The organism is Micromonospora inyonensis, from assembly GCF_900091415.1.
GTDB lineage: Bacteria > Actinomycetota > Actinomycetes > Mycobacteriales > Micromonosporaceae > Micromonospora > Micromonospora inyonensis.
In genome coordinates, this window is record NZ_FMHU01000002.1 from 1,714,905 (window position 1) to 1,736,613 (window position 21,709).

Here is a 21,709-nt window from a genome sequence, read left to right on the forward strand (position 1 = left end):
CCGGAGCCGTCGACGGTGTCAGCGGTCCGGGCTGTCGGCGGGGGCCATCACCCGCAGCGCGTTGGCCGCCAGACCGAGCCGGATCGGGGTCCGGCCGCACAGCTCCCCGTCGACCTCGACCCGCGCCGGGCGGTCGGTCTCCAGCCACAGTTCGGGTACCGCGAGGAACGGCTCGTCGCCGAGCGTGCGGCGATGCCCGGTGGCCGCGTTGCGCGCGGTATCGCGCAGCAGGCCGCGCCGGGTCGGCCCGCCCACCGGGTACGCGACCAGCAGCCGGTCGTCGGCGTCGGCGTCGGCGGTGATCCGCCGCCCGGCGTGGAAGCCGCCGTTGGCCACGTACAGCTGGTGGGTGACGAACTCGTGGTCCACCCCGGCGGCCCGGACGGTGGTCCGCATCGGCCGGTGCCGGGCGAGCAACGCCAGCGCGGTCAGCGGGTACGCCAGTCGGCCGGTGATCCGCTTCAACCGGGGCGGGGTGCGGAGCATGATGTCGGCGGAGAGTCCGATCCCGACGTGGTTGGCGAACGGCACGTCCCCGGCCAGGCCGAGGTCGACGTCGATGACCTTGCCGTCGGTGAGGACCGTGACGGCGCCGTCGAGGTCGAGTGGTACGCCGACCGTCCGGGCGAAGTTGTTGGTGGTGCCGAGCGGCAGCAGGCCGAGGGCCATGTCCCGGTGGGCGAGCAGCCGCGCGGCGGCGCTGAGCGTGCCGTCCCCGCCGCCGGCCACGAGCAGATCCGGTGCCAGGGCGGCGGCGGTGGTGAGGGCCTCCTCGAGCTGGCCGGGGCGGTCGACCGGATACGTGCCGAGCAGGTCGAAACCGGCCGCCCGCAGTCGCGACCGCGTGTGGTCGTAGCGGCGGCGACCCCGCCGGGACCGGGTGTTGACGACCAGCACGGCGCGGCGGTCCCGCCGGATGGCCTCCCCCAGTTCCTGCTTGCTCCGCATGGGAACCGACCCTATCGCCCGCCCGCCCAATCGACGTGCTCGGTGCCGCGCGGTCGTCCGGTGCCGGGGGCTGGCGGAACCACCGGAATCATGAATCGGTAAGACCGAGATCTGATTCCGGTGTCCGACCGTCGCGGCGTCTCGCGCACCGACTCAGTGCCACTCCCAATCGTTGCGGTAGGAGGTGGCCTGCGCCGTGGATACCTGCATCGTGACTTCCTTTCGCGTTCTGACGTCATCGACGTTAGTCCACGCGAGGAAGAGTGTCTGCACCACTGGGAACTGTTGACCGGTTCCGGCCACCGGTCGCCGATTCCAGCTCGTCGAGAGCGCGCCGGATGGTGCCCTCCAGCAGCGTAGGGCGCGGCTGCCGGCAGAGCACGAGGGCGGTGTGCAGGGTGGAACGGGCGCGTTCTGCCTGGCCAAGGCCCTGATAGCAGAGGCTGAGCCCGTGCAGGGCCTGTCCTTCGCCGGTGAGGTCGCCGAGTTGTCGGCTAGCCGACAGCACCCGGGAGAACAGTGGTTCGGCTTCGGTGAACCGCTCCTGGCGTACCCGGAGCATTCCCTGCCAGAACAGCACCTGCGCTTCCAGTCTTGTCGATCCACCCAGTCGGCACATGTCCAGGGCCTGGTCGAAATAGTGGTCGGCCGTCGAATGATCCTGCTGATTCAGATGTATTTGTCCGATACCTCGGAGGGTGAGCGCGGCGGAACTCCAGTCCCGCGCGTCGACCAATTCCGGCAGTACCTCCTTGTATCGGACGAGCGCCTCCCGTTCGTGACCCTTGATACGGCTCAACGACGCGGCAAAGGCATTCACGAGCGCTCGGCCGTGCAGGCTGCCCGTGGTGGCGAAGATCTCCAGCGACCGGGCGATGTACTCCTCCGCCCGGCTGAACTCGCGGCGGTCGGTGCTGTGCATGGCGAGGCGGTAGAGCATCGTCGCCTCGCCGAGCCGGTCGCCGGCTGTGCGTGCCGCGTCGAGCGCCAGGACGAGCAGGTCGTGCCACTCGGTGAAGTAGCGCCGCATCTGGAACAGCGGCGAGGTGATGTTGACCAGTTCCCAGCACGCCGCCGCGTGTCCCTCCTCGGCGGCCCGCCGGGCGACGACGGCCAGCGCGGCCCGTTCCCCCTCGAACCAGGTGACCGGTTCCTCGGCGGGACGGATCCGCTGGGCGTCGTCGACCGCGTACCGCTCGACGGAGACGCGGACCGTCTGGTACGGCCCACCGTGTATCGCCCGGTAGGCGCCGTCCGCCATCGACAGCCACGCGCCGAACACCCGGGTGCGCGCCGCCGCCAGCTCGCGGCGGTCCTCCTCGGCGTCGGCCCGCTCGCGCGCGAAGAGGCGCACGAGGTGGTGCAGGCGGAACCGGGAGCCGCTCGCCGGATCGGCCTCGGCGACGTCCACCAGTTGTCCGTCGAACAGCTCCTCCAGCAGCGTCTCGCCCCGCGTGGCGCTGACGTCCAGCAGTGCCGCCGCGATCCAGGAGTCGGTGTAGGCCAGATCGACGTGACCGGTCAGGCGCAGCAGTCGCTGCGCGGCCGGGGAGAGCCCGGCGTAGCTGATCGCCAGGCTCGCCCGCACGTCCAGCTCGTGGTAGCTGAACTGGTCGAGCCGCCCGCTCTCGTCGCGCAGCATCCCGCTCAGCTTCGCCACGCTCCAGTGTGGCTTGGCCGCGAGCCGGGTACCGAGCACGCGCAGTGCCAGCGGGAGGAATCCGCACTGGCGGCACAGCTCGGCCGCGGCCTCCGGCTCGGCCCGCAGCCGGGCGCTGCCGGCGACGTGCCCCAGCAGCTCCACCGCCTGCCCCGGCTCGAAGATCTCCAGCCGCAGCGCGGGTGCGCCGAAGGTCGAGCCGAGGTGGGTACGACCGTTGATGATGACCGCGCACCGGCGTCCGGCCGGCACGAGCGGGGCGATCTGGTCGTCGGAGGCCGCGTTGTCGAGCACCACCAGCACCCGGCGCTCGGCGAGCAGGTCGCGGTAGAGTTCGGCCCGCTCCTCGATGGTCTCCGGCACCGCCGCGCCGTCGACGCCGAGCGCCCGCAGGAAGCGTCCGAGCACCTCGGACGGGTCGATCGGTGTGCGGTGGTCGGGCCCGCGCAGGTTGGCGTACATCTGCCCGTCCGGGAAGTCCGCCTGGAGGGTGTGCGCGACGTGCACCGACAGGGCCGTCTTGCCCACCCCGCCCGGGCCGATCACGGCCACCACCGCCACCCCGGTGCGGGTCGGCGCGGTGAGCAACCGGCGGATCCGGTCGATCTCGGCCGTACGACCGGTGAAATCGTTCACGTCCGGCGGCAGCAGCCGGGGTACGCCACCACGGAAGGCCACCCCCGACTGGTCGGCGACGCCGGCCGGCAGGACCTCGTCCGGAGGCTCGACCGGCTCGCCCTCACCCTCGCGCAGGATGGACAGGTGCAGCCGCTGGACGTCCGGCTGCGGGTCGACCCCGAACTCGTCGGCCAGCCAGCGGCGCCACTCGTCGTAGTAGCTGAGTGCCTCCGCGCTGCGGCCGACCCGGGTCAGGGCGAGCATGAGCTGGCCGACGAGCCGCTCGCGGGCGGGATTGACCCGGGCGGTCGCGAGGAGTTCGTCCACGATGCGCTGCTGGTTTCCGAGCCCCAGTTCCAGGTCGAACAGTTCCTCGGTGGCGGTCAGGCGCGCGGACTCCAGCCCCTGGCAGAGGGTCGCGCAGAGGGCGTTGGGCACGTCCCCGCCCAGTACCGGCCCACGCCACAGGTCCAGGGCCCGCCGCAGCGTCCCGATGGCGGTCGTGCCGTCCCGTTCGGCGCGGGAGGCCCGGACCAGGGTGAGGAAATGCTGCGCGTCGATCGCCTCGGCCGCGGACTCCAGCAGGTAACCGCTGCTGCGGGTGCGCAGACGCACGGCCGCGTCGGCGGGTCCGTTGAGGACGGCGCGTAGCTCGCTGACCCGGGTCTGCACGACGGCCCGCGCCTGGCGGGGAGGCGAGTCGCCCCAGAGCAGGTCGATCAGCTGACTGGCCGAGACCAGTTCGTTGGCGCGGAGCGCGAGGATGCCGAGGATCAGACGCTGCTGACGCCGGGCGAGCCGCACCGGGGCGCCGGCGTGCCACACCTCCACCGGCCCCAGTATGCGAACTTCCACGCCACACCCCCCACGTTGGAGTTTCCGCGACGATACTCCTCGCGACGGTGTTCCCCGCCCTACGTGTCGGGTAGCCGCCCAGTGGGAACCGCTCCCAACCCGCGTTCGTGAGGTTCGATGGAAGCGGGCGGGAAGCGTTTGGGAAGACCGGCCTTGCGACACTGTGCGCGCCGGCCCCGACGCGCCGGTCCGCTGTGATGTCAGGAGGAACGACCCATGCCCGTCCACGACGGACTCGCCACCGCCCCGGCCGCCGGCGATTCCCTGCCCACCCTCGAGGTCAGCAAGCTGGACCGGGACATCCTGCGTCAACTGGCCGCGGGCCATACCGACGAGGCGACGGCGGTGCGGCTGAACGTGAGCCCGCGCACGGTCCGTCGCCGGGTGGCCCTGATCGGCGAGCAGTTGGGGGTGCAGGGCCGGTTCGGCCTCGGCGTCGCCGCCGCCCAGCTCGGACTCGTGTCGGTCCGCCGGCGCTGACCGCTACCGGGACTCCTCCGGCCACCGGGCTTCGCGGATGCGCCGGTCGGTGAAGGCCCATCCGACGGCGAGCGCCAGGACGCCGGCCAGGGTGAGGATCGCGTACGCGGCCGGGAGCCGCTCCAGCAGCTGGCCGGAGGCGAAGAGACCGAGTGACGCCCCGGCCCCGAGCACCGTCATGAAGGCTGTGAACGTCCGGCCGCGCTGCTCGTCGGGCACCTGCCGGAAGATCAGGATGTCGACGAGCACCCGCATCGACGGCCCGCCGAGGCCGAGCAGGAACAGCGCGGACGCCAGCCACCAGGCTCCCCAGGGCAGGGCCAGCGCGCTGATGAACGCCACCGCCGTTGCGCCGAGAACCAGCATCAGCGTGCCCGGGGAGAACGCGCGGTGCAGCGGGCGGACCAGCAGGGTGCCGGCGAGCCCGCCGACCGCCAACCCGGCCGAGGTCAATCCGATCATGGTGGGGGAGGCCCCGGCGCGGTCCAGCATCACCAGCACGATGAGGAAGACCGGTGCCGTGACCATGTTCAGCGCGGCGGCGAAGAGCGTGCTGTGCCGCAGGGTCGGCACCCGCCAGAGCAGGACGAGTCCGGTGAGGGCCCGGCGGACCGTCCCGCCCTCCTCGACCGGTGCGGCCGGGGTGTCGTCGCGCCGGGGAACCCGGACGAAGACGGCGCAGATCAACGACACCGTGAACGACACCGCGGTCGCGACGAAGGGCAGCAGGGTGGCCCCGCTGTAGAGCAGGCCGCCCAGCGGTGGTCCGCCGAGGGCCGCCGCGTGGGTGCGCACCTCCTCCTGGGTCAGCGCGGCGGTGAGCTGCCGGGGTGGTACGACCGCCCGGACCAGGAGCATCCGCGCCGAGCCGCCGAGCGGTCCCACCGTACCCACGACGACGGCGACCCCCAGCAGGTGCGGCAGGGTGACGGCGTCGAGGAGGACCGCCGCCAGGACGCTCGCCGAGGCGGTCGCCCGGGCGGTCTCCATCACGATGAGCAGCTTCCGCCGGTCGTAGGTGTCGGCGACGCTGCCGGCGGGGATCCCGACCAGCAGGGCCATGAAGAGCTGCACGCCGCCGAACGCGCCCGCCCAGCCGGGGGAGCCGGTGATGGCCAGGACCATCAGGGGATAGACGAGGTCGGTGATCTCCCGACCGAGGAAGGCGAAGGCCGAGCCGCTCCACAGCAGCTGGAAGTCGCGGTTGCGGCGCAGCGGTCGCTCCGCGGCCACCGCCGCGTCGAGCGCGCCCGACATGCCGGGGTGGACACTCATCGCGGGTCTCCTGTCGGGTCGGGACGGGTTCCGGCCTCGGTGGCGTGGTCGTCGGCGAGGATCCGGTACAGGTCATGTCGGGCCGTGTCCAGTACCCGGACGGCCCGGGTCAGCTGGTCGTCGGTGCCGGTGGAACCGACCTGGGCGACCGCCGAGGTCAGTCCGTCGAGGGCGTGGCGTACGTCGGCCACCCGCTCGGGCAGCAGCCGGGCCGCCGCGCGCCACGGCTCGTGGACGCGGTCCCGGTGGGCGGCGACGAAGGCCCGGCCGGCCTCGGTGAGGTGGCAGCGCCGGTCAGAGCCGGTGCCGGTGACGGCCACCAGGCCCTCCTCCTCCAACTGGGACAGTGCCGGGTAGACGGCACCCGGGCTGGGCCGCCACCGGCCGCCGCTGCGTTCCGCGACGGCCTGGATGAGCTGGTAGCCGTTGCGGGGCTGCTCGTCGAGCAGGGCCAGCAGGGCCGCCCGGACGTCGCCCCGGCGCATCCGGGCCGACCGCCCGCCCGGCGGGACCGGGGCGGCCGGCGACGGTGGCGGGGCCGGTGGAGGCGGCGGCACCGGCTTCGGCGGCATCGGCGGGAACGCGGGCAGGTGGTCCGGATCCCCGCCCGGTCCCACATGGACGCGGCGCGAAGGGTGCTCGGGCATCGGTCGACCTCCGTCGAGTGTGGACGTACCGCTAACGATATATCGCGATAGCTCGTTAGCGGTACCCCGGGGAGGAAGACTCACCGGCCCCGCCAGACCGGATCACGCTTCTCCGCGAACGCCCGCGGCCCCTCCACCGCGTCCTCGCTGGCCGACCGGAGCTGTTCCCACTCGTACGGCTCGGTGAAGGCCCGCTCCAGCGGCATGTCCACCGACCGCATCGCCGCCTGCTTGATCGCGCGTACCGCCAGGGGAGCGCTCCGCAGCAGGTCGTCGACCCAGCCCGCCACGCAGTCGTCGAGATCGTCGGCGGGAACCACCTCGTTGACCAGCCCGAGCTGCCACGCCCGTCGCGCGTCGAGCCGGCGACCGGTCAGCAGGTGACCCATCGCCGTCTTCAGCGGCAGCTGCCGGGCCAGCCGGAACACCCCGCCCGCGCCGGGAACCAGACCGAGCCGGACCTCCGGCAACGCGAACACGGCGTCCTCGGCGGCCACGACGACGTCACAGGCCAGCGCCAGCTCGAAGCCACCGCCCAGGGCGTAGCCGCGCACCCGCGCGACGACCGGCTTGGACAGCTCGAACCGCTCGGTCAGTCGGGGCCAGCCGGGCTGCCCCCGACTGCCGAACGTGGTGGGGCCCGCACCGGCACGGTCCCGCTGGGCCCGCTCCTTCAGGTCCTGCCCGGTGGAGAAGGCGCGCGTCCCGGCGCCGGTCAGCACGGCCACCCACAGCTCGTCGTCGGCCTCGAAGTCGTCCCAGACCCGACCGAGCTCCTCGTGCATCCGCAGGTCCATGGCGTTGAGCACGTGTGGCCGGTTCATGGTCACGTACGCGACCCGGCCCCGCTTCTCGTACCGGACCCGGGGCCCGTCGCCGTCCCGTGCCACCGTCGCGCGCTCCCTCTCCGACACGTCAGCCCGTCACCGCCGCCGCCCGGGGGGCCGCGGCGAAACGGGTGACCTTGTGCATGACGTCCTCGCTGTAGAGCCGCCGGGCCTGCTGGACGGCGAACTCCGCGAGGTACGCCCGGAACCACTCCTGCGGCTCCTCGGCGAGGTTGAGCATCCGCCGGTTCGCCACCACCGCCGGGGCGTCCATCCGGGCCACCTCGGCCGCGACCGCCGCGTCCATCTCCTCGGCCCCGACGACCTCGTCGAAGAACAGCTTCCCGTCCGGCTCGCTCGCCGACACCCGCCGCCCGGCGAGGATCACCTGCCGGGACAGCCGGCCGTTGGCGACCCGCCCGAGGCGCAGGTTCCCCACCCCCGGCACGATCCCCTCCTGCGCGGCCGGCAGGCTGAAGAAGGCGTCCCGTTCCGCCACCACCCGGTCGCAGGCCAGCACGAGCTGCGCGCCGCCGCCGATGGCGAAGGAGTCCACCGCCGCGATCCACGGCTTCTGCACCACGTCGCCGTCCCAGGCCCGGTCCCGCTCACCGGTCAACCCGTGGACGATCTTGGCGATGTAGCCCAGCTCCCGCCGGAGCAGGAAGTCCACGTAGGAGATCTGCCCGGCCTGCAGGCAACGCAGGTTGATGCCCGCGCTGAACACCCGGCGCCCGGCGTACCGGGGATGGGTCATCACCCCGCCGCGCAGCACGCCCACCCGCACCGACGGCGCGAGCAGGGCCAGGTCGACGGCGGTCTCCATGTCCTCGACCTGCGCGTTGTCCTCGGCGTTGAGACAGTCGTCCCGCTGCATGGTCAGGTGGCCCGCGCCGTCGCGGATCTCGATCCGCACCGCGTCCAGCGTCATCACGCCGGTGCGCTCGAACTCCGGCAGCAGGGACAGCGCCCGCGCGGTGGGCCGGCGCATCGCCTCCAGCAGGTGCGGGCCGGCGGTGTCCGAGCGGAGCAGGTGGCTGACCAGGATGCTCTGGTCGATGTCCAGGCCCTCCTTCTCCACCGCCGGCAGCCGCAGCTCCGCGTCGACCTGGGCCCGGGTGGGCACGAGACCGGGCACCGCCTCGGCGACGGCGGCGCAGACCTCGTCGAGCCGCAGGAACCGGGAACGGTCCGCGGTCACCTCGTCGTAGAGGCGGTCGACGTGCGACCGCAGGAACGCGTCGGCGAGATCACGGGCGTGGCGGCGGGCCTCGGTGACGGCCGTCCGCTGCTCCGGCGAGCGCTCCGCCGCTCCGGGCAGGGTGGCGATCAGGTCGTCGACCCGCGCCGCGGCGGCGCTGACCTCGCGGGCGGCGGGCAGCGCCGCCATCGGCTCAGACGAGAGCTGCGACATCGCGCACCTCCTCGGTGGTGGTGCGGCGCAGAAGCCGGTCACAGGCGGCGAGGTGACGGCCGAGCGCCTCCTCGAACGGGGTGGTCGTCGCGTCGAGCATCAACTGACGGCGTACGGCGACGTCCGGTCCCGCGGTGGCGGTGAGCGCGGCGACCGTGTCCGCGACGGCGTTCGCGACGTCGTCGACGACCTCGTCCACCAGGTCCAGGGCGACGGCCCGGTCGGCGGGGATCGGGCCGGGGCGGAGCACCGCGCGCCGCAGGCGGGCGTACCCGACCTGGTTCGCCAGCCGGTAGAGGCCCATGCCCGGCCAGACGCCGCCGGTGGTGACCGGCAGGTGCAGGCGGGCGTCGGCGGCGGCGATCCGCAGGTCGGTCACGAGCAGAGCCTCGACCGCGATGCCGCCGCAGTCGCCGCGCACCACGGCGACCGTCGTGGTGCCGACCCGTTCCAGGCGTCGCAGGACCCGCTCCCACCGGTTCACCACGGCCAGCGGCGGCCGCTCGGTGTCGGTCGGGACGCCGGTGAGTTCGAGGAGCGCCACGGCACCGGCAGGGACGTCCTCGACCGTGTCGATGAAGGCGTCGAGCGCCGCGACGGTCGCCGGACCGAGCGGCTGGCTGCCGTCGATGGAGTGCTGGAGCTGCATGTCTTCTCCCGTGTGGGGTGGCAGGGGCGGAGGGGACGCCGGGCGGGTCACCAGCGGACCAGGGCGGTCTCGACGGTGGAACCGGGCCCCATCGTCATGAGGACGCCGTACTCGCCGGGGCGGACGGTGCCCTCCTGGAGCAGTCGTTCGTAGGAGAAGAGGAACGACCCGCTCGACAGGTTGCCGTAGTCGCGCAGGACACCGGTGGTGTGCCGCAGGTCGTAACGGGTCAGGCCGAGGTTCACCCCGACGGCGTCGATGACCTTCTTGCCGCCGGAGTGCACGAGCCAGTGCGCGATGTCGGACTGGCGCAGACCGGCACGACCCAGCAGCCGGTCCACGGTCATCCGGGCGTGGGCCCCCACGACGTACGGGATGTCGGGGTCGAGGAAGAAGCTGAACGCCCGCTGCGAACTGTCCCAGTCGTAGCGCATCGCGTCCACCGCCTCGGGGATGATGCAGCTGGTGAAGTCTATGACGCGCGGCGTCGGAGGCTGGTCGGTCGCCGCGTCCGGCTCGGTCCCGGCGACCATCGCGATGGCCGCCGAGCCGTCACCGAAGAGGCTGTTCACCACCGTGGTCCGCATGGTGCCGTCGAACACGTACGCGGCCGAGCACGCCTCGATGCAGACCATCAGCGCCAGTTCGCCGGGGTGCGCGCGGGCCCAGCCCGACACCACGTTGAGGCTGTTCAGGCCGGCGTTGCAGCCCATGCCGACGATGTCGGCGCGGCTGGTGTGCCGGTCGAGCCCGAGCTCCCGGATCAGCAGGGCGCTGAACCCCGGGGTGAGGAACCCGGTGGAGGTGACGCAGCACAGGTAGCGGACGTCGGAGAGGTCCGCCCCGGCCTGCTTGAGGCACTCCTGCACCGCGCGGGTGCCCAGCGCGATGCCCTGCGTCTTGTGCTTGGCCAGCAGCTGACCGGTGTCCTCCCGAGGGGGGACACCGCTGCCGTCCGGCTGGGGGAGGGTCAGGAACCGCCGCTCGATGGCGCTGTTGAGGTAGATGCCGGCGATCCTCGGGTCCTGGATGCCGAGGATCTCGACGAGTTCCCGCTGGCTGTAGGCCGTCTCCGGGGTCGCCGTGCCGACGGCCAGGATCCGGGGCATGGCCGTCGATTCGAGCGCCGGCGGCGGTGTGGTGCGCATCAGCCCCGGGTGGGGCAACGGTGCGGTGACTGTCATCATCGGTAGGTCCAACCCCACATCCGTTTGCGGCTCCTGGTCAACCTCTTGACCGTTCGCTCAGTCAACGTCGTGCATCCTTTCCGCGATCATCGGGCCGATCCGGGACATGGCGGTCGCCTTGACGATGTCGAGGTGGCCGCAGTCCACGTCGTGGAACTCCGCCGGCCCGCCGAGGAACGGCTGCCAGAGCAGGTCGGAGTCCTTGTTGTGCCGGGTCGCGACGAACCCGAGGGTCGGACCGTCGAAGTGGCCCGGCGAGTGGACGGACATCGCCCGCACGTTCGCCGCGGTCACCGCGACCAGCCGGTCCAGCGTCGGGTCGTCCAGCGAGGCCAGCGGGCTCTGCGCCGCGACCAGCTGCTCCCGCCGGGCCGGGCCCGCGTCGATGGTCACCCCGTCCAGGGCGACGTAGCGGGCCTCCTCCTCGGTCGCCTCGTACGGGCCGTCGCCACCCGGGCGGGCGTCGAGCAGGACGAGCAGTGCCACCTCCGCGCCGCCGGCCCGCAGCGCCACCGCCACCTGGTGCGCCAGGGTGCCCCCGAACGACCAGCCGGCGAGCAGGTAGGGACCGGTGGGCTGGATCGCGGTGATCTGGTCGCGGTACCCGGCGGCCAGGTCGGCCACGGACCGGGGTTCCACCGGCCCGCCGGCCAGCCGGGGATCCTGGAGGGCGTGGATCGGGTGGTTCGGCGGGACGTGCCGGGGCAGGGCCGAGTAGCCCCAGCCGAGCCCGTTGGCGGGCGGCAGCACGAACACCGGCGTCCGCTCGTCCGAACGGCGGTAGGTCAGCACCGGCTCCAGCCCGGTCGGCTGCTCCTGGTCGAGGAGGCGGTCGAGTTGCGCGACGGTCGGCGCGGCGAACACCGTCCGGACGCCGACGTCGACGCCGAGCACCGCCCCGATCCGGTTCACCAGGCGGGGCGTGAGCAGCGAGTGCCCACCCAGGTCGAAGAAGCTCTCGTCGACCCCCGGGTTCGTCACGCCCAGCACCTCGGCGAACAGGTCGGCGAGGATCTGCTGGCGCGGGGTGGCCGGCGGGCGCCCGCCCGTGGGCTTCCGCGGCTCCGGCAGGGCCGCCCGGTCCACCTTGCCGTTGGCGTTCAGCGGCAGCGCGTCCAGCACCACCAACGACGGGGGCACCATGTAGTCGGGCAGCCGGGTGGCCAGGTGCGCCCGGACCTCGTCGAGGTCCGGTTCCGTTCCGGGCCGTCGGGCGAGGTAGCCGACGAGGGAACGGTCACCGTTTCCGCCGGTGTGGACGGTGACCACCGAGGCCGCCACGTCCGGGTGCGCGTCGAGCGCCGCGACGATCTCGCCCAACTCGATCCGGAAACCGCGGATCTTCACCTGGTCGTCGGTGCGGCCCAGGTACTCCAGGTGCCCGTCGCGCGCCCATCGGACCAGGTCTCCGGTGTGGTACATCCGCGCGCCGGGCTCGCCGTACGGGTCGGCGACGAACCGGCTGGCGGTCAACCCCGGCCGTCCCAGGTAGCCGCGGGTCACGCCGGCGCCACCGATGTACAGGTCACCGGCCGTGCCCTCGGGCACCGGGCGCAGGCGCTCGTCGAGGACGTACGCCCGGGTGTTGGCGACGGCATGTCCGATCGACGGCGGTCCGGGCCGGTCGTCGATCACCGCGTCCGTGCAGCTGACGGTCGTCTCGGTCGGGCCGTATCCGTTGATCACCCGGCGTCCGACGGCGCGCATCCGGTCGGCGAGCTGGCGGGACAGGGCCTCGCCCCCGGTGATCAACATGAGGCCCCGCATGGCGTCCGGCGTGGTCGTCAGGAGCACCTGCCACAGGCTCGGCGTGGTCTGCATGACGGTGACGCCCCGGCTGCGGACCACCTCCGCCAGCGCGGCCGGGTCCGGCACCACCTCCCGGCGGACCAACACCACCGTGGCCCCGGCGACCAGCGGGGCGAACAGGTCGAGGATCGACATGTCGAACGCCGCCGTGGTGATCGCGGCGAGCCGGTCCGCTTCGGTCAGGCACAGGAAATCGGCGATGGCGATCTGGTAGTTGACCAGGTTGGCGTGGGTCGCGACGACCCCCTTGGGACGCCCCGTCGACCCGGACGTGTAGATCACGTAGGCGGCGTTGCCGGGTGCCACCGCAGGGCGGACGGCGTCGGCCGCCTGCGGCAGGAGCCCGGTCGCCGCTGCCTCGTCCAGCACGATCCGGGGACAACCGTCGACGTCGGGCAGCGCGTCCGCGGACTCCCGGTCGGTCAGCAGCAGCACCGGCCGGGCGTCGTCGAGCATGAAGGAGATCCGCTCCGCCGGATGATCGGTGTCGATCGGCAGGTACGCCCCACCGGCCTTCCAGACCGCCAGGATCGCCACGAGCAGCTGCTCCGACCGGGCCAGGGGAAGGGCGACGAACCGCTCCGGGCCCACCCCGCACCGCCGGAGGATGCCGGCCAGCCGGTCGGCCCGCTCGTCGAGCTCCCGGTAGGTCAGCTCCCGGTCCCCGGCGATCACCGCGACCGCCTCCGGCCGCCGCGCGACCTGCGCGGCGATCAGGTCCAGGATCGAACCGTCCGGCAGCGGACGGGCGGTGGAGTTGGCGGTGTCGAGCAGCCGGTCCCGGGCGGCCTCGTCCAGCAGGTCGATCTCACTGATCGGCTGTCCCGGCGAGGCCGCCACCGTTGCCAGCACGCGGACCAGCTGCGCGACGACGGCCTGCGCCGAGTCCCGGTGGAACAGGTCCTCGGCGTACTCCACGAGGCCCTTGATCCCCGCCGGTTCCCCGGCCGCGTCCCGCTGCTCGGCGAGGACGAAGGAGAGGTCGAACTTGGCCACGTCGTGGGCGGACCGTTGCGGCGCCCCGGCCAACCCGAGCAGCGGCACGTCCTCGGTGCCGCCGCTGGCCAGCATGAAGAAGACCTGGAACAGCGGGTGCCGGGCCAGGGAGCGGGTCGGCTGAAGCTCCTCGATGAGGCGCTCGAACGGCAGGTCCTGGTGGTCGAAGGCGGCCAGGTCCAGCGCCCGGACCCGGTGCAACAGCTCGACGAAGGTCGGGTCACCGGAGGTGTCGGTGCGCAGCACCAGCGAGTTGACGAAGAATCCGACCAGGTCGTCCAGGGCCTCGTCCGACCGGCCGGACACCACGGTGCCCAGCGGGACGTCGGTGCCGGCGCCGAGGCGGGTGAGCAGGGTGGCGATGGCCGTCTGGACGACCATGTACACGGTCACCTGTTCCGCCTGGGCCAGGTCCCGCAGCCGCCGGTGGGTCTCCGCCTCGACGGTGAACTCGACCGTGCCCCCACGGTGGGACGAGCGGGCCGGACGGGGGAAGTCCGTCGGCAGCGTCAGCTCCTCCGGCAGCCCTCGCAGGTTGCCCCGCCAGAAGTCCAACTGCCGGTTGAGCTCGCTGGCCGGATCGTCGTCGGTGCCGAGCAGTTCCCGCTGCCAGAGCGTGTAGTCGCCGTACTGCACCGGCAGCGGCTCCCACTCCGGGGCCGTGCCGCCCAGTCGGGCGGCGTACGCCTGCGACAGATCCCGGCCCAGCGGCCCCATCGACGCGCCGTCGGCCGCGATGTGGTGCAGGACCAGCACCAGCACACAGTCGTCCTCGGCGACGGTGAACAGCCGTACCGCCAGCGGAAGTTCCGTGGACAGGTCGAACGTGCGCGCGCAGACCTGGGCCACCCGCGCGTCCACCTGGTCGGCGGACACCGTCTCGTGCGCGATGTCGATCCGCACCTCGGAAGGGGACAGGACCCGCTGCGCCGGCTCGCCGTCGATCTCGACGTAGAGCGTCCGCAGCACCTCGTGCCGGGCGACCACGTCGGCGACTGCCGCCCGCAGCGCGTCCGGATCGACCCGATCGCTGAAGCGGTTGATCAGCGGAACGTTGTACGTCGCCGAGGGACCGTCCAGTTTGTGCAAAAACCAGAGCCGGCGCTGGGCGTACGACAGCGGAAGTACCGGTTCGTCCACGGTGGTCGAGGATGCGGTCACCGCTTGCGCCAGACGGTGACGTGTGACTCGAACCAGTCGTACTCGCGGGGGTTCTGCCGCAGCACACCGGGTTCGTCGACCTCGTCGATCAGCTCGAAGCTGTCCCGCAGCAGGGCCTTGAGGGCCTCCTCGCTCGGCGTGGCGGTCGCCGCCGAGCCCAGCCACTCGCTCGGGGCGCTGTACTCGGGGTACCACGACCAGGGGCAGGCGACCATCATCAGGCCACCACTGCGGAGGATGTCCGCCGAGGCGGAGAACTGCTCCAGGCAGGCGGCCGGCTGCGCCACCCGGTCCAGGACGTTGGAGAGGACAACCGCGTCGAACGCCTCCTCACGGGCCCGCAGCGCGTTCGCGTCGCCGACCTCGAAGGTCAGCCCGGCGCGCCGGCCGGGCTCGGCGACCCGGAATGCGACCTCGCGGTAGAAGGGGCCCTGCTCGATGACGCAGAAGGTCCCGCCGCCGTGTTCGGTCAACGTCTGGGCGATCTCGATCGAGCGCTGGCTGACGTCCACGCCGACCACCTCGTCGCGCACCCAGCCGCTGAGTGCGTGGGTCACGCCGCCCACGCTGCACCCGATGTCGAGGGCCCGCGTCACCGTCGTCCCGGTCCGCTCCGCACACGAGCGCAGCAGGTCGGAGAGGCGCTGACAGTAGCCGTGTGCCATCGCCAGCGGATGCTGGCCACGGTTGAACAGATCCTGGAGGCTGCCGTAGTGCATCAGCAGGTACTTGGAGAGGTCACGGGAGGCGTCGTAGGGAGCACTGGCGTCGTGCTCGAACAGTTCGTCGCCTTTGAGCAGGGCCGGGGGCAGCGCCACGGGTGTTCCTTCCGCTTGTGGCTTCAGCGGTTGCCCGTCGACCGCGCACGAAGCGTGGGACGGGCAGGCCGAGCCGAGGTCAGGTGGGGTTCGAGAGCGGCGACGGTGGGGTTCTCGAACAGTTGGCGGACGCCGACTTCGACGCCGAGGGTGGTACGGATGCGGTTGACCAGGCGGGTGGCGAGCAGCGAGTGGCCGCCGAGGTCGAAGAAGTTGTCGCTGGTGCCGACGTCCGGGAGGCCGAGCACGTCGGCGAAGAGCCGGCAGAGCACGTCCTGGCGGGCGGTGCGGGGGGTGTCCTGGGCGGAGGTGGTCTGCCGTTCGGGTGCGGGCAGGGCGTTGCGGTCGAGCTTGCCGTTGGCGGTGATGGGCAGGGCGTCCATGACGACGTAGGCGGTGGGGACCATGTAGTCGGGTAGCTGTGCGCCGAGGTCGCGGCGGAGGTGGGCGATGTCGATGGTGGTGTTGTCGGTGGGGACGAGGTAGGCGACGAGTCGTTTGTCGCCGGGTTGGTCTTCGCGGGCGATGACGGCGGTGTGGCGGATGTCGGGTCGTGTGGTGAGGGTGGTTTCGACCTCGCCGAGTTCGATGCGGAAGCCGCGGATCTTGACTTGGTCGTCGGTGCGGCCGAGGAAGTGCAGCTGTCCGTCGGTGTCCCAGCGGGCGAGGTCGCCGGTGCGGTACATGCGGCTGCCGGCCGGGCCGTACGGGTTGGCGACGAATCGGCTGGCGGTGAGGTCGGGGCGGTTGACGTAGCCGCGGGCGGTGCCGGCTCCGGCCAGGTAGAGCTCGCCCGGTACCCCGGTGGCGACGGGTTGCAGGTGTTGGTCGAGGACGTGGAGGTGGGTGTCGTTCAGTGGGTGTCCGAGGGGGACGGTGGTGCCGGCTTGTTCTCCGTGTCGCCAGGGGTACTGGGTGACGCAGAGGGTCATTTCGGTGGGGCCGTAGGTGGTGCGGACGATGGTGGTGGGGCAGTGGGTGAGGGTGTGGTTGACGGCTTGGGCGGAGATCACGTCGCCGCCGGTGGTGACCTCGGTGAGGGTGGTGAAGGCGTCCACGAGTTCGTCGGCGACGACGCGGAAGAGGCCGGCGGTGAGGCTGAGCCGGGTGATCTTGTGTTCGTGGATGAGGTTCTGGAGGGTGGCGGCGTCGAGGTTGCCGGGTGGGGCGACGACGACCTGTCCGCCGGCGAGGAGTGGTCCCCAGAGTTCCCAGGTGGAGGCGTCGAAGGCGTGGGGGGAGTGGAGGAGGACGCGGTCGTCGGGGTGCATGGTCCAGCTGGGGTCGCGGACGAGGTCGACGACGCCCTGGTGGGTGATCTGGATGCCCTTCGGTTCCCCGGTCGAGCCCGACGTGTACATCACGTAGCAGAGCTGGTCCGGGTGCACGTCCGGTAGGCCGGTGGTCCGGGCGGCCGGGTCCGGCTCGCAGGTCAGCACCCGCCGGCCGGCGGCCCGCTCCTGGGTGACCAGCTCGTGGTCGCGGAACACCGCGTCCACCAGGAGGACCGGTGAGGTGCTGTCCGCGGCCACGGCCTGCATCCGGTTCAGCGGGTAGGCGGTGTGGATGGGCAGGTAGGCGCCGCCTGCCTTGAGGACGGCGAGGATGCCGACGACGAGGTCGACCGTCCGTTGCATCAGCATCGGCACCGGGGTCTCGGCGACCACCCCGGCCGCGCGCAGCGTCCGGGCCAGCAGCTCGGCGCGTTGCCGCAGGTCCGTGTAGGTCAGCGCGACCTGTCCGTCCGTGACCGCGACGTGGTGCGGGGTGCGTTCCGCCTGCTCGTCGAAAGCCCGCACCACGCTGCACGCCACGGTCGGGGCGGCGGTGGCGGCGGCCTCGGCCAGCAACTGCCGCCGCTCCGAGGCGGTGAGGATATCGATCCGGCTGATCGGGGTGGCGGGTTGCCGGGCGACCTGGCGCAGGATCGCGGCGAGGCGTTGCCCGATCAGCTCGACGGTCCGGTGGACGAAGAGATCCGTGGCGTAGGTGATCGTGATGTCCAGGTCCCCGTCGACCGGCTCGTCCGCCACGGTGATGTCGAGGTCGAACTTCGCGATGGACAGGCGGGTCGGTTCCGGCGTGCACTCCAGCCCCGGCAGGGGAGTGGTGGTGGGGGTGCGGTCGGCCCGGGACAACGCGATCTGGAACAGCGGGTGCCGGCCGGGCGTACGGGCCGGTCGAAGGTGTGTCACGAGCCGGTCGAAGGGGAGGTCCTGGTGGTCGTAGGCGGTGAGGTCGGTGTCGCGGACGCGGTGGAGGAGTTCGTTGAAGGTGGGGTTGCCGGTGGTGTCGGTGCGGAGGACGAGGGTGTTGACGAAGAAGCCGATGAGCTGGTCGAGGGTGTCGTCGGTGCGTCCGGCGACGACGGTGCCGAGGGGGATGTCGGTGCCGGCGCCGAGTCGGGTGAGGAGGGTGGCGATGGCGGTTTGGACGACCATGACGAGGGTGGCGTCGTTGGTGCGGGCGACGGTGCGCAGCGCGTCGTGGGTGGTGGGGTCGATGGTGAGGTCGACGCGTCCGGCCCGGTAGGACGCCTGCGGCGGCCGGGGGTGGTCGGTGGGCAGTGGCAGTTCGTCGGGCAGTCCGGCGAGGGTGGTTCCCCAGTAGGTGAGTTGGTGGTTGATCTCGCTTGTCGGGTTGTTGTCGGTGCCGAGGAGTTGCTGTTGCCAGAGGGTGTAGTCGGCGTATTGGACGGGGAGGGGTTCCCACTGGGGGGTGTGGCCGGTGGTGCGGGCGGTGTAGGCGGTGGCGAGGTCGTGGGCGAGGGGGGCCATGGAGGCGCCGTCGCCGGCGATGTGGTGGAGGTTGACCAGGAGCAGGTGGTCGTGTTCGCCGGTGGTGATGAGGTGGACGGCGAGGGGTGCTTCGCGGGCGAGGTCGAAGGGGTGGGCGGAGAGGGTGGCGAGGAGGGTTTCGGCCTGTTCCGGGGTGGCGGTGTGGTGGGTGAAGGTGGCGATTCCGGGGGCGGGGTCGTGGATGTGCTGGGCGGGTTCGCCGTCGATTTCGGTGTAGGTGGTGCGGAGGATTTCGTGTCGGTTGACGAGGTCGTCGACGGCGGCTCGGAGGGCGGCGACGTCGACCGTGCCGTGGAGGCGGGTGGTGACCGGCACGTTGTACGTCGCCGACGGACCCTCCACCCCGTGCAGGAACCACAGCCGGCGCTGGGCCGAGGAGAGCGGCAGCGGATCCGGGCGGTCGGCCACCGCGCCGAGCGGGGGACGCGACGAGCCGGTGTTCAGGTGGGGTTCGAGGGTGGCGACGGTGGGGTTCTCGAAGAGGTCGCGGACGCCGAGTTCGACGCCGAGGGTGGTGCGGATGCGGTTGACGAGGCGGGTGGCGAGCAGCGAGTGGCCGCCGAGGTCGAAGAAGTTGTCGCTGGTGCCGATGTCGGGGAGGCCGAGGACGGCGGCGAAGAGCCGGCAGAGCACGTCCTGACGGGCGGTGCGGGGAGCGGCGTGCACGCTGGTGGTGTGGGCCGGCACCGGCAGGGCGTTACGGTCGAGTTTGCCGTTGGCGGTCATGGGCAGGGCGTCCATGACGACGTAGGCGGTGGGGACCATGTAGTCGGGCAGGTGTGCGCCGAGGTCGCGGCGGAGGTGGGCGATGTCGATGGTGGTGTTGTCGGTGGGGACGAGGTAGGCGACGAGTCGTTTGTCGCCGGGTTGGTCTTCGCGGGCGATGACGGCGGCGTGGCGGATGTCGTGGCGTGCGGTGAGGGTGGTTTCGATCTCGCCGAGTTCGATGCGGAAGCCGCGGATCTTGACCTGGTCGTCGGTGCGGCCGAGGAAGTGCAGCCGTCCGTCGGCATCCCAGCGGGCGAGGTCGCCGGTGCGGTACATGCGGCTGCCGGGCGGGCCGTAGGGGTCGGCGACGAAGCGGGACGCGGTCAGGTCGGGGCGACGGAGGTACCCACGGGCGAGCCCTGGGCCGGCGACGAAGAGTTCGCCCGGTACCCCGACGGGAACCGGCCGGAGGAAGTCGTCGAGGACGTACAGGTCGGTGTTGGCGACCGGGACGCCGATGGTGACCGGCTCACCGGCGGGCAGCGGTCCACCGCTGGCGCAGACGGTGACCTCGGTGGGCCCGTAGGAGTTGACGAGCCGGTGCCGGGTGGCCCAGGTGTCCACCAGCCACTGGGGGCAGGCTTCGCTGGCGGTGATGACCATCGCCCCGGTGGGGATGGTGCCGGCGGGCAGGGACGCCAGTAGTGACGGGGTGACGGTGACGTGGGTGGTCCGGCCGACCAGGTCGTGGCCGGGGCCGGCGGTGAGGAGCTGCTCGGGGGCGAAGGGGATGACGGTGCCGCCGGCGAGGAGGGCCATCAGCATCTCCCAGACGGAGCCGTCGAAGCCGATCGAGGCGATTTGGAGGATGTGGCTGCCGGGCCGGACCTCGAAGTCATGCTGGTAGCGGTGGGCCAGTCGGCTGATGCCCCGGTGGGTGACCGTGACGCCCTTCGGCGCGCCCGTCGACCCCGACGTGTAGATCACGTACGCCGCGTTGTCCAGGTGGAGCGGCGACCGCGGGTCGGTGTCGGGCAGGGCGGCGACGTCACGCCACAGCTCCTCACCGACGACCAGCACCTTCGTTGCCGGGACCTCGGGCAGGAGACCGGGGTCGTCGACGAGGATCACCGGCGGTGCCGTGTCCCGCAGCACGTACTCCTTGCGGGCCGTCGGGTACGCCGGGTCCAGCGGCACGTAGCAGCCGCCCGCCTTGCTGATCGCCAGCAGAACGGTGACCAGGTCCGCCGACCGGCTCATCGACACGGTCACCGGAACGTCCGGTCCGACCCCCTGGCCCGCCAGGTGGTGGGCGAGCCGGCTAGCCCGCCTGTCCAGCTCCCGGTACGTGATCTCCGCGCCGCCGTGCACCACCGCGACGGCGTCCGGGTGCTGCCGTACCTGCCGCGCGAAGAGCGCCGGAAGGGTCTCGCACGGCACGCGGGGCGTGGCGGCGTTGACACCGGCGAGAACCTGACGACGCTCCTCACCCGTCAGGATGTCCGTGGACCCCAGCCGCCGCCCGGGGTCGGCGGCGACCTGCTCCAGCACGCTGACCAGCCGCCGTCCCAGCGCCTCCGCGCCGGCCCGGGTGAAAAGGTCCTTCGCGTACGTGACGGTCAGCTCAAGCTCGCTGGTCCCCTCCCGCGAGACGAACCCGAAGAACACGTCGAACTTGGCCGTTTCGAACGGCGCCTTCTCCGCCACCACGTCCAACCCGTCCATTTCCAGGACGAGCCCTCGGTCCACCGCGAAGGCGACCTGGAACAGCGGATGCCGGGCGAGAGAGCGGGCCGGGTGGAGGTGTTCGACGAGGCGTTGGAAGGGGAGGTCCTGGTGGTCGTAGGCGGTGAGGTCGGTGTCGCGGACGCGGTGGAGGAGTTCGTGGAAGGTGGGGTTGCCGGTGGTGTCGGTGCGGAGGACGAGGGTGTTGACGAAGAAGCCGATGAGCTGGTCGAGGGTGTCGTCGGTGCGTCCGGCGACGACGGTGCCGAGGGGGATGTCGGTGCCGGCGCCGAGTCGGGTGAGGAGGGTGGCGATGGCGGTTTGGACGACCATGAACAGGGTGGCGTCGTTGTTGCGGGCGACGGTGCGCAGCGCGTCGTGGGTGGTGGGGTCGATGGTGAGGTCGACGCGTCCGGCCCGGTAGGACGCCTGCGGCGGCCGGGGGTGGTCGGTGGGCAGCGGCAGTTCCTCCGGCAGCCCGGCGAGGGCCTCACCCCAGTACGCGAGCTGACGACTGATCTTGCTGTCCGGGTCGTCCTCGGAGCCGAGCAGGGCTCGCTGCCACGGGCTGTAGTCGGCGTACTGGACGGGCAGCGGTTCCCACTCGGGCGCGCGACCGGCGGTGCGGGCGGCGTAGGCGGTGGAGAGGTCCTGGCTGAGCGGCCCCATCGACGTGCCGTCCCCGGCGATGTGGTGCAACGAGATCACGAGCAGGTGGTCCCGCTCCCCGACGGTGAACAACCGCACCCGCAGCGGCAGCTCGGTGGCCAGGTCGAACGGTCGCGCGCACGTCTCGGTCACCGCCGCGTCGGCCTCGTCCGCCGCGAGCACCACGTGGGCGAAGTCCACCCGGGTCCCGGCCAGGGGCAGCACCCGCTGGACCGGCTCCCCGTCGACCTCCACGTAGACCGTCCGCAGGATGTCGTGGCGGCCCACCACGTCGGTGACGGCGGCCTCCAGCGCAGCGGCGTCGATCCGGTCCCGGACGCGGGTCACCACCGGGATGTTGTACGTCGCGGACGGGCCCTCCAACCGGTCCAGGAACCACAACCGACGCTGCGCGAACGACAACGGGACCATCAGACTGCTCTCTTTCGGGTGTGCGGAGGTGCGGGGAGACGCGCGGACGCGGCA

Annotated in this window: 12 protein-coding genes; 1 reads left to right on the forward strand and 11 read right to left on the reverse strand. The window is 72.2% G+C overall.

Translation table 11 applies throughout. The features are described 5' to 3' along the window. Positions 1-18: 18 nt before the first annotated feature. Together GA0074694_RS22080 and GA0074694_RS22085 are read right to left on the reverse strand one after the other, a co-directional pair. Complete coding sequence (locus tag GA0074694_RS22080) at positions 19-948, reverse strand: diacylglycerol/lipid kinase family protein (RefSeq protein WP_091461398.1); 930 nt, start codon at positions 946-948, stop codon at positions 19-21. A gap of 244 nt (positions 949-1,192) precedes the next feature. After that, positions 1,193-4,057, reverse strand: a complete 2,865-nt coding sequence (locus GA0074694_RS22085) for an AfsR/SARP family transcriptional regulator (protein ID WP_176738070.1) — start codon at positions 4,055-4,057, stop codon at positions 1,193-1,195. A 240-nt stretch (positions 4,058-4,297) separates the two neighbouring features. Here GA0074694_RS22085 and GA0074694_RS22090 point away from each other — a divergent pair, with 240 nt between their 5' ends. Next, the gene (locus GA0074694_RS22090) at positions 4,298-4,561 is read left to right on the forward strand and encodes a LuxR C-terminal-related transcriptional regulator (protein ID WP_091463642.1); all 264 of its coding nucleotides are present in this window, start codon (positions 4,298-4,300) and stop codon (positions 4,559-4,561) included. A gap of 3 nt (positions 4,562-4,564) precedes the next feature. Here GA0074694_RS22090 and GA0074694_RS22095 read toward each other — a convergent pair whose 3' ends face one another. From GA0074694_RS22095 to GA0074694_RS22135, 9 genes are all read right to left on the reverse strand, one after another. Beyond that, positions 4,565-5,836: an MFS transporter gene (locus GA0074694_RS22095; RefSeq protein WP_091461403.1), complete on the reverse strand. Its 1,272-nt coding sequence runs from the start codon at positions 5,834-5,836 to the stop codon at positions 4,565-4,567. Then, complete coding sequence (locus tag GA0074694_RS22100) at positions 5,833-6,483, reverse strand: PadR family transcriptional regulator (RefSeq protein ID WP_091461405.1); 651 nt, start codon at positions 6,481-6,483, stop codon at positions 5,833-5,835. Before GA0074694_RS22100 ends, GA0074694_RS22095 begins: the two co-directional genes overlap by 4 nt. Positions 6,484-6,563: 80 nt before the next feature. Further along, the gene (dpgD, locus tag GA0074694_RS22105; RefSeq protein WP_218105772.1) at positions 6,564-7,373 is read right to left on the reverse strand and encodes an enoyl-CoA-hydratase DpgD; all 810 of its coding nucleotides are present in this window, start codon (positions 7,371-7,373) and stop codon (positions 6,564-6,566) included. Between the two features lie 25 nt (positions 7,374-7,398). Further along, positions 7,399-8,724: a (3,5-dihydroxyphenyl)acetyl-CoA 1,2-dioxygenase DpgC gene (gene dpgC / locus GA0074694_RS22110; protein WP_218105773.1), complete on the reverse strand. Its 1,326-nt coding sequence runs from the start codon at positions 8,722-8,724 to the stop codon at positions 7,399-7,401. Then, positions 8,705-9,373 (reverse strand): enoyl-CoA-hydratase DpgB, encoded by a 669-nt coding sequence (gene dpgB, locus GA0074694_RS22115; protein ID WP_091461410.1) that lies wholly within the window; start codon positions 9,371-9,373, stop codon positions 8,705-8,707. Before dpgB ends, dpgC begins: the two co-directional genes overlap by 20 nt. 47 nt (positions 9,374-9,420) lie before the next feature. Further along, positions 9,421-10,521, reverse strand: a complete 1,101-nt coding sequence (dpgA, locus tag GA0074694_RS22120; protein ID WP_218105774.1) for a 3,5-dihydroxyphenylacetyl-CoA synthase DpgA — start codon at positions 10,519-10,521, stop codon at positions 9,421-9,423. Positions 10,522-10,617: 96 nt separating this feature from the next. Further along, positions 10,618-14,505 (reverse strand): non-ribosomal peptide synthetase, encoded by a 3,888-nt coding sequence (locus GA0074694_RS22125; RefSeq protein ID WP_176738071.1) that lies wholly within the window; start codon positions 14,503-14,505, stop codon positions 10,618-10,620. Positions 14,506-14,522: 17 nt separating this feature from the next. Continuing rightward, positions 14,523-15,344 carry a methyltransferase domain-containing protein gene (locus GA0074694_RS22130; RefSeq protein ID WP_091461416.1) on the reverse strand — a complete coding sequence of 274 codons (822 nt, stop codon included), beginning with the start codon at positions 15,342-15,344 and terminating at the stop codon, positions 14,523-14,525. Between the two features lie 23 nt (positions 15,345-15,367). Continuing rightward, entirely contained in the window at positions 15,368-21,655 is a 6,288-nt protein-coding gene (locus tag GA0074694_RS22135) for a non-ribosomal peptide synthetase (RefSeq protein WP_091461419.1), read from the reverse strand. Positions 21,656-21,709: the final 54 nt, after the last annotated feature.

Coding starts and splice junctions, on each gene's coding strand:
- GA0074694_RS22080 (WP_091461398.1), bottom strand. CDS start 948: ATGCGGAGCAAGCAGGAACTGGGGGAGGCCATCCGGCGGGACCGCCGC.
- GA0074694_RS22090 (WP_091463642.1), top strand. CDS start 4,298: ATGCCCGTCCACGACGGACTCGCCACCGCCCCGGCCGCCGGCGATTCC.
- GA0074694_RS22095 (WP_091461403.1), bottom strand. CDS start 5,836: ATGAGTGTCCACCCCGGCATGTCGGGCGCGCTCGACGCGGCGGTGGCC.
- GA0074694_RS22100 (WP_091461405.1), bottom strand. CDS start 6,483: ATGCCCGAGCACCCTTCGCGCCGCGTCCATGTGGGACCGGGCGGGGAT.
- dpgC (WP_218105773.1), bottom strand. CDS start 8,724: ATGTCGCAGCTCTCGTCTGAGCCGATGGCGGCGCTGCCCGCCGCCCGC.
- dpgB (WP_091461410.1), bottom strand. CDS start 9,373: ATGCAGCTCCAGCACTCCATCGACGGCAGCCAGCCGCTCGGTCCGGCG.
- dpgA (WP_218105774.1), bottom strand. CDS start 10,521: ATGCGCACCACACCGCCGCCGGCGCTCGAATCGACGGCCATGCCCCGG.
- GA0074694_RS22135 (WP_091461419.1), bottom strand. CDS start 21,655: ATGGTCCCGTTGTCGTTCGCGCAGCGTCGGTTGTGGTTCCTGGACCGG.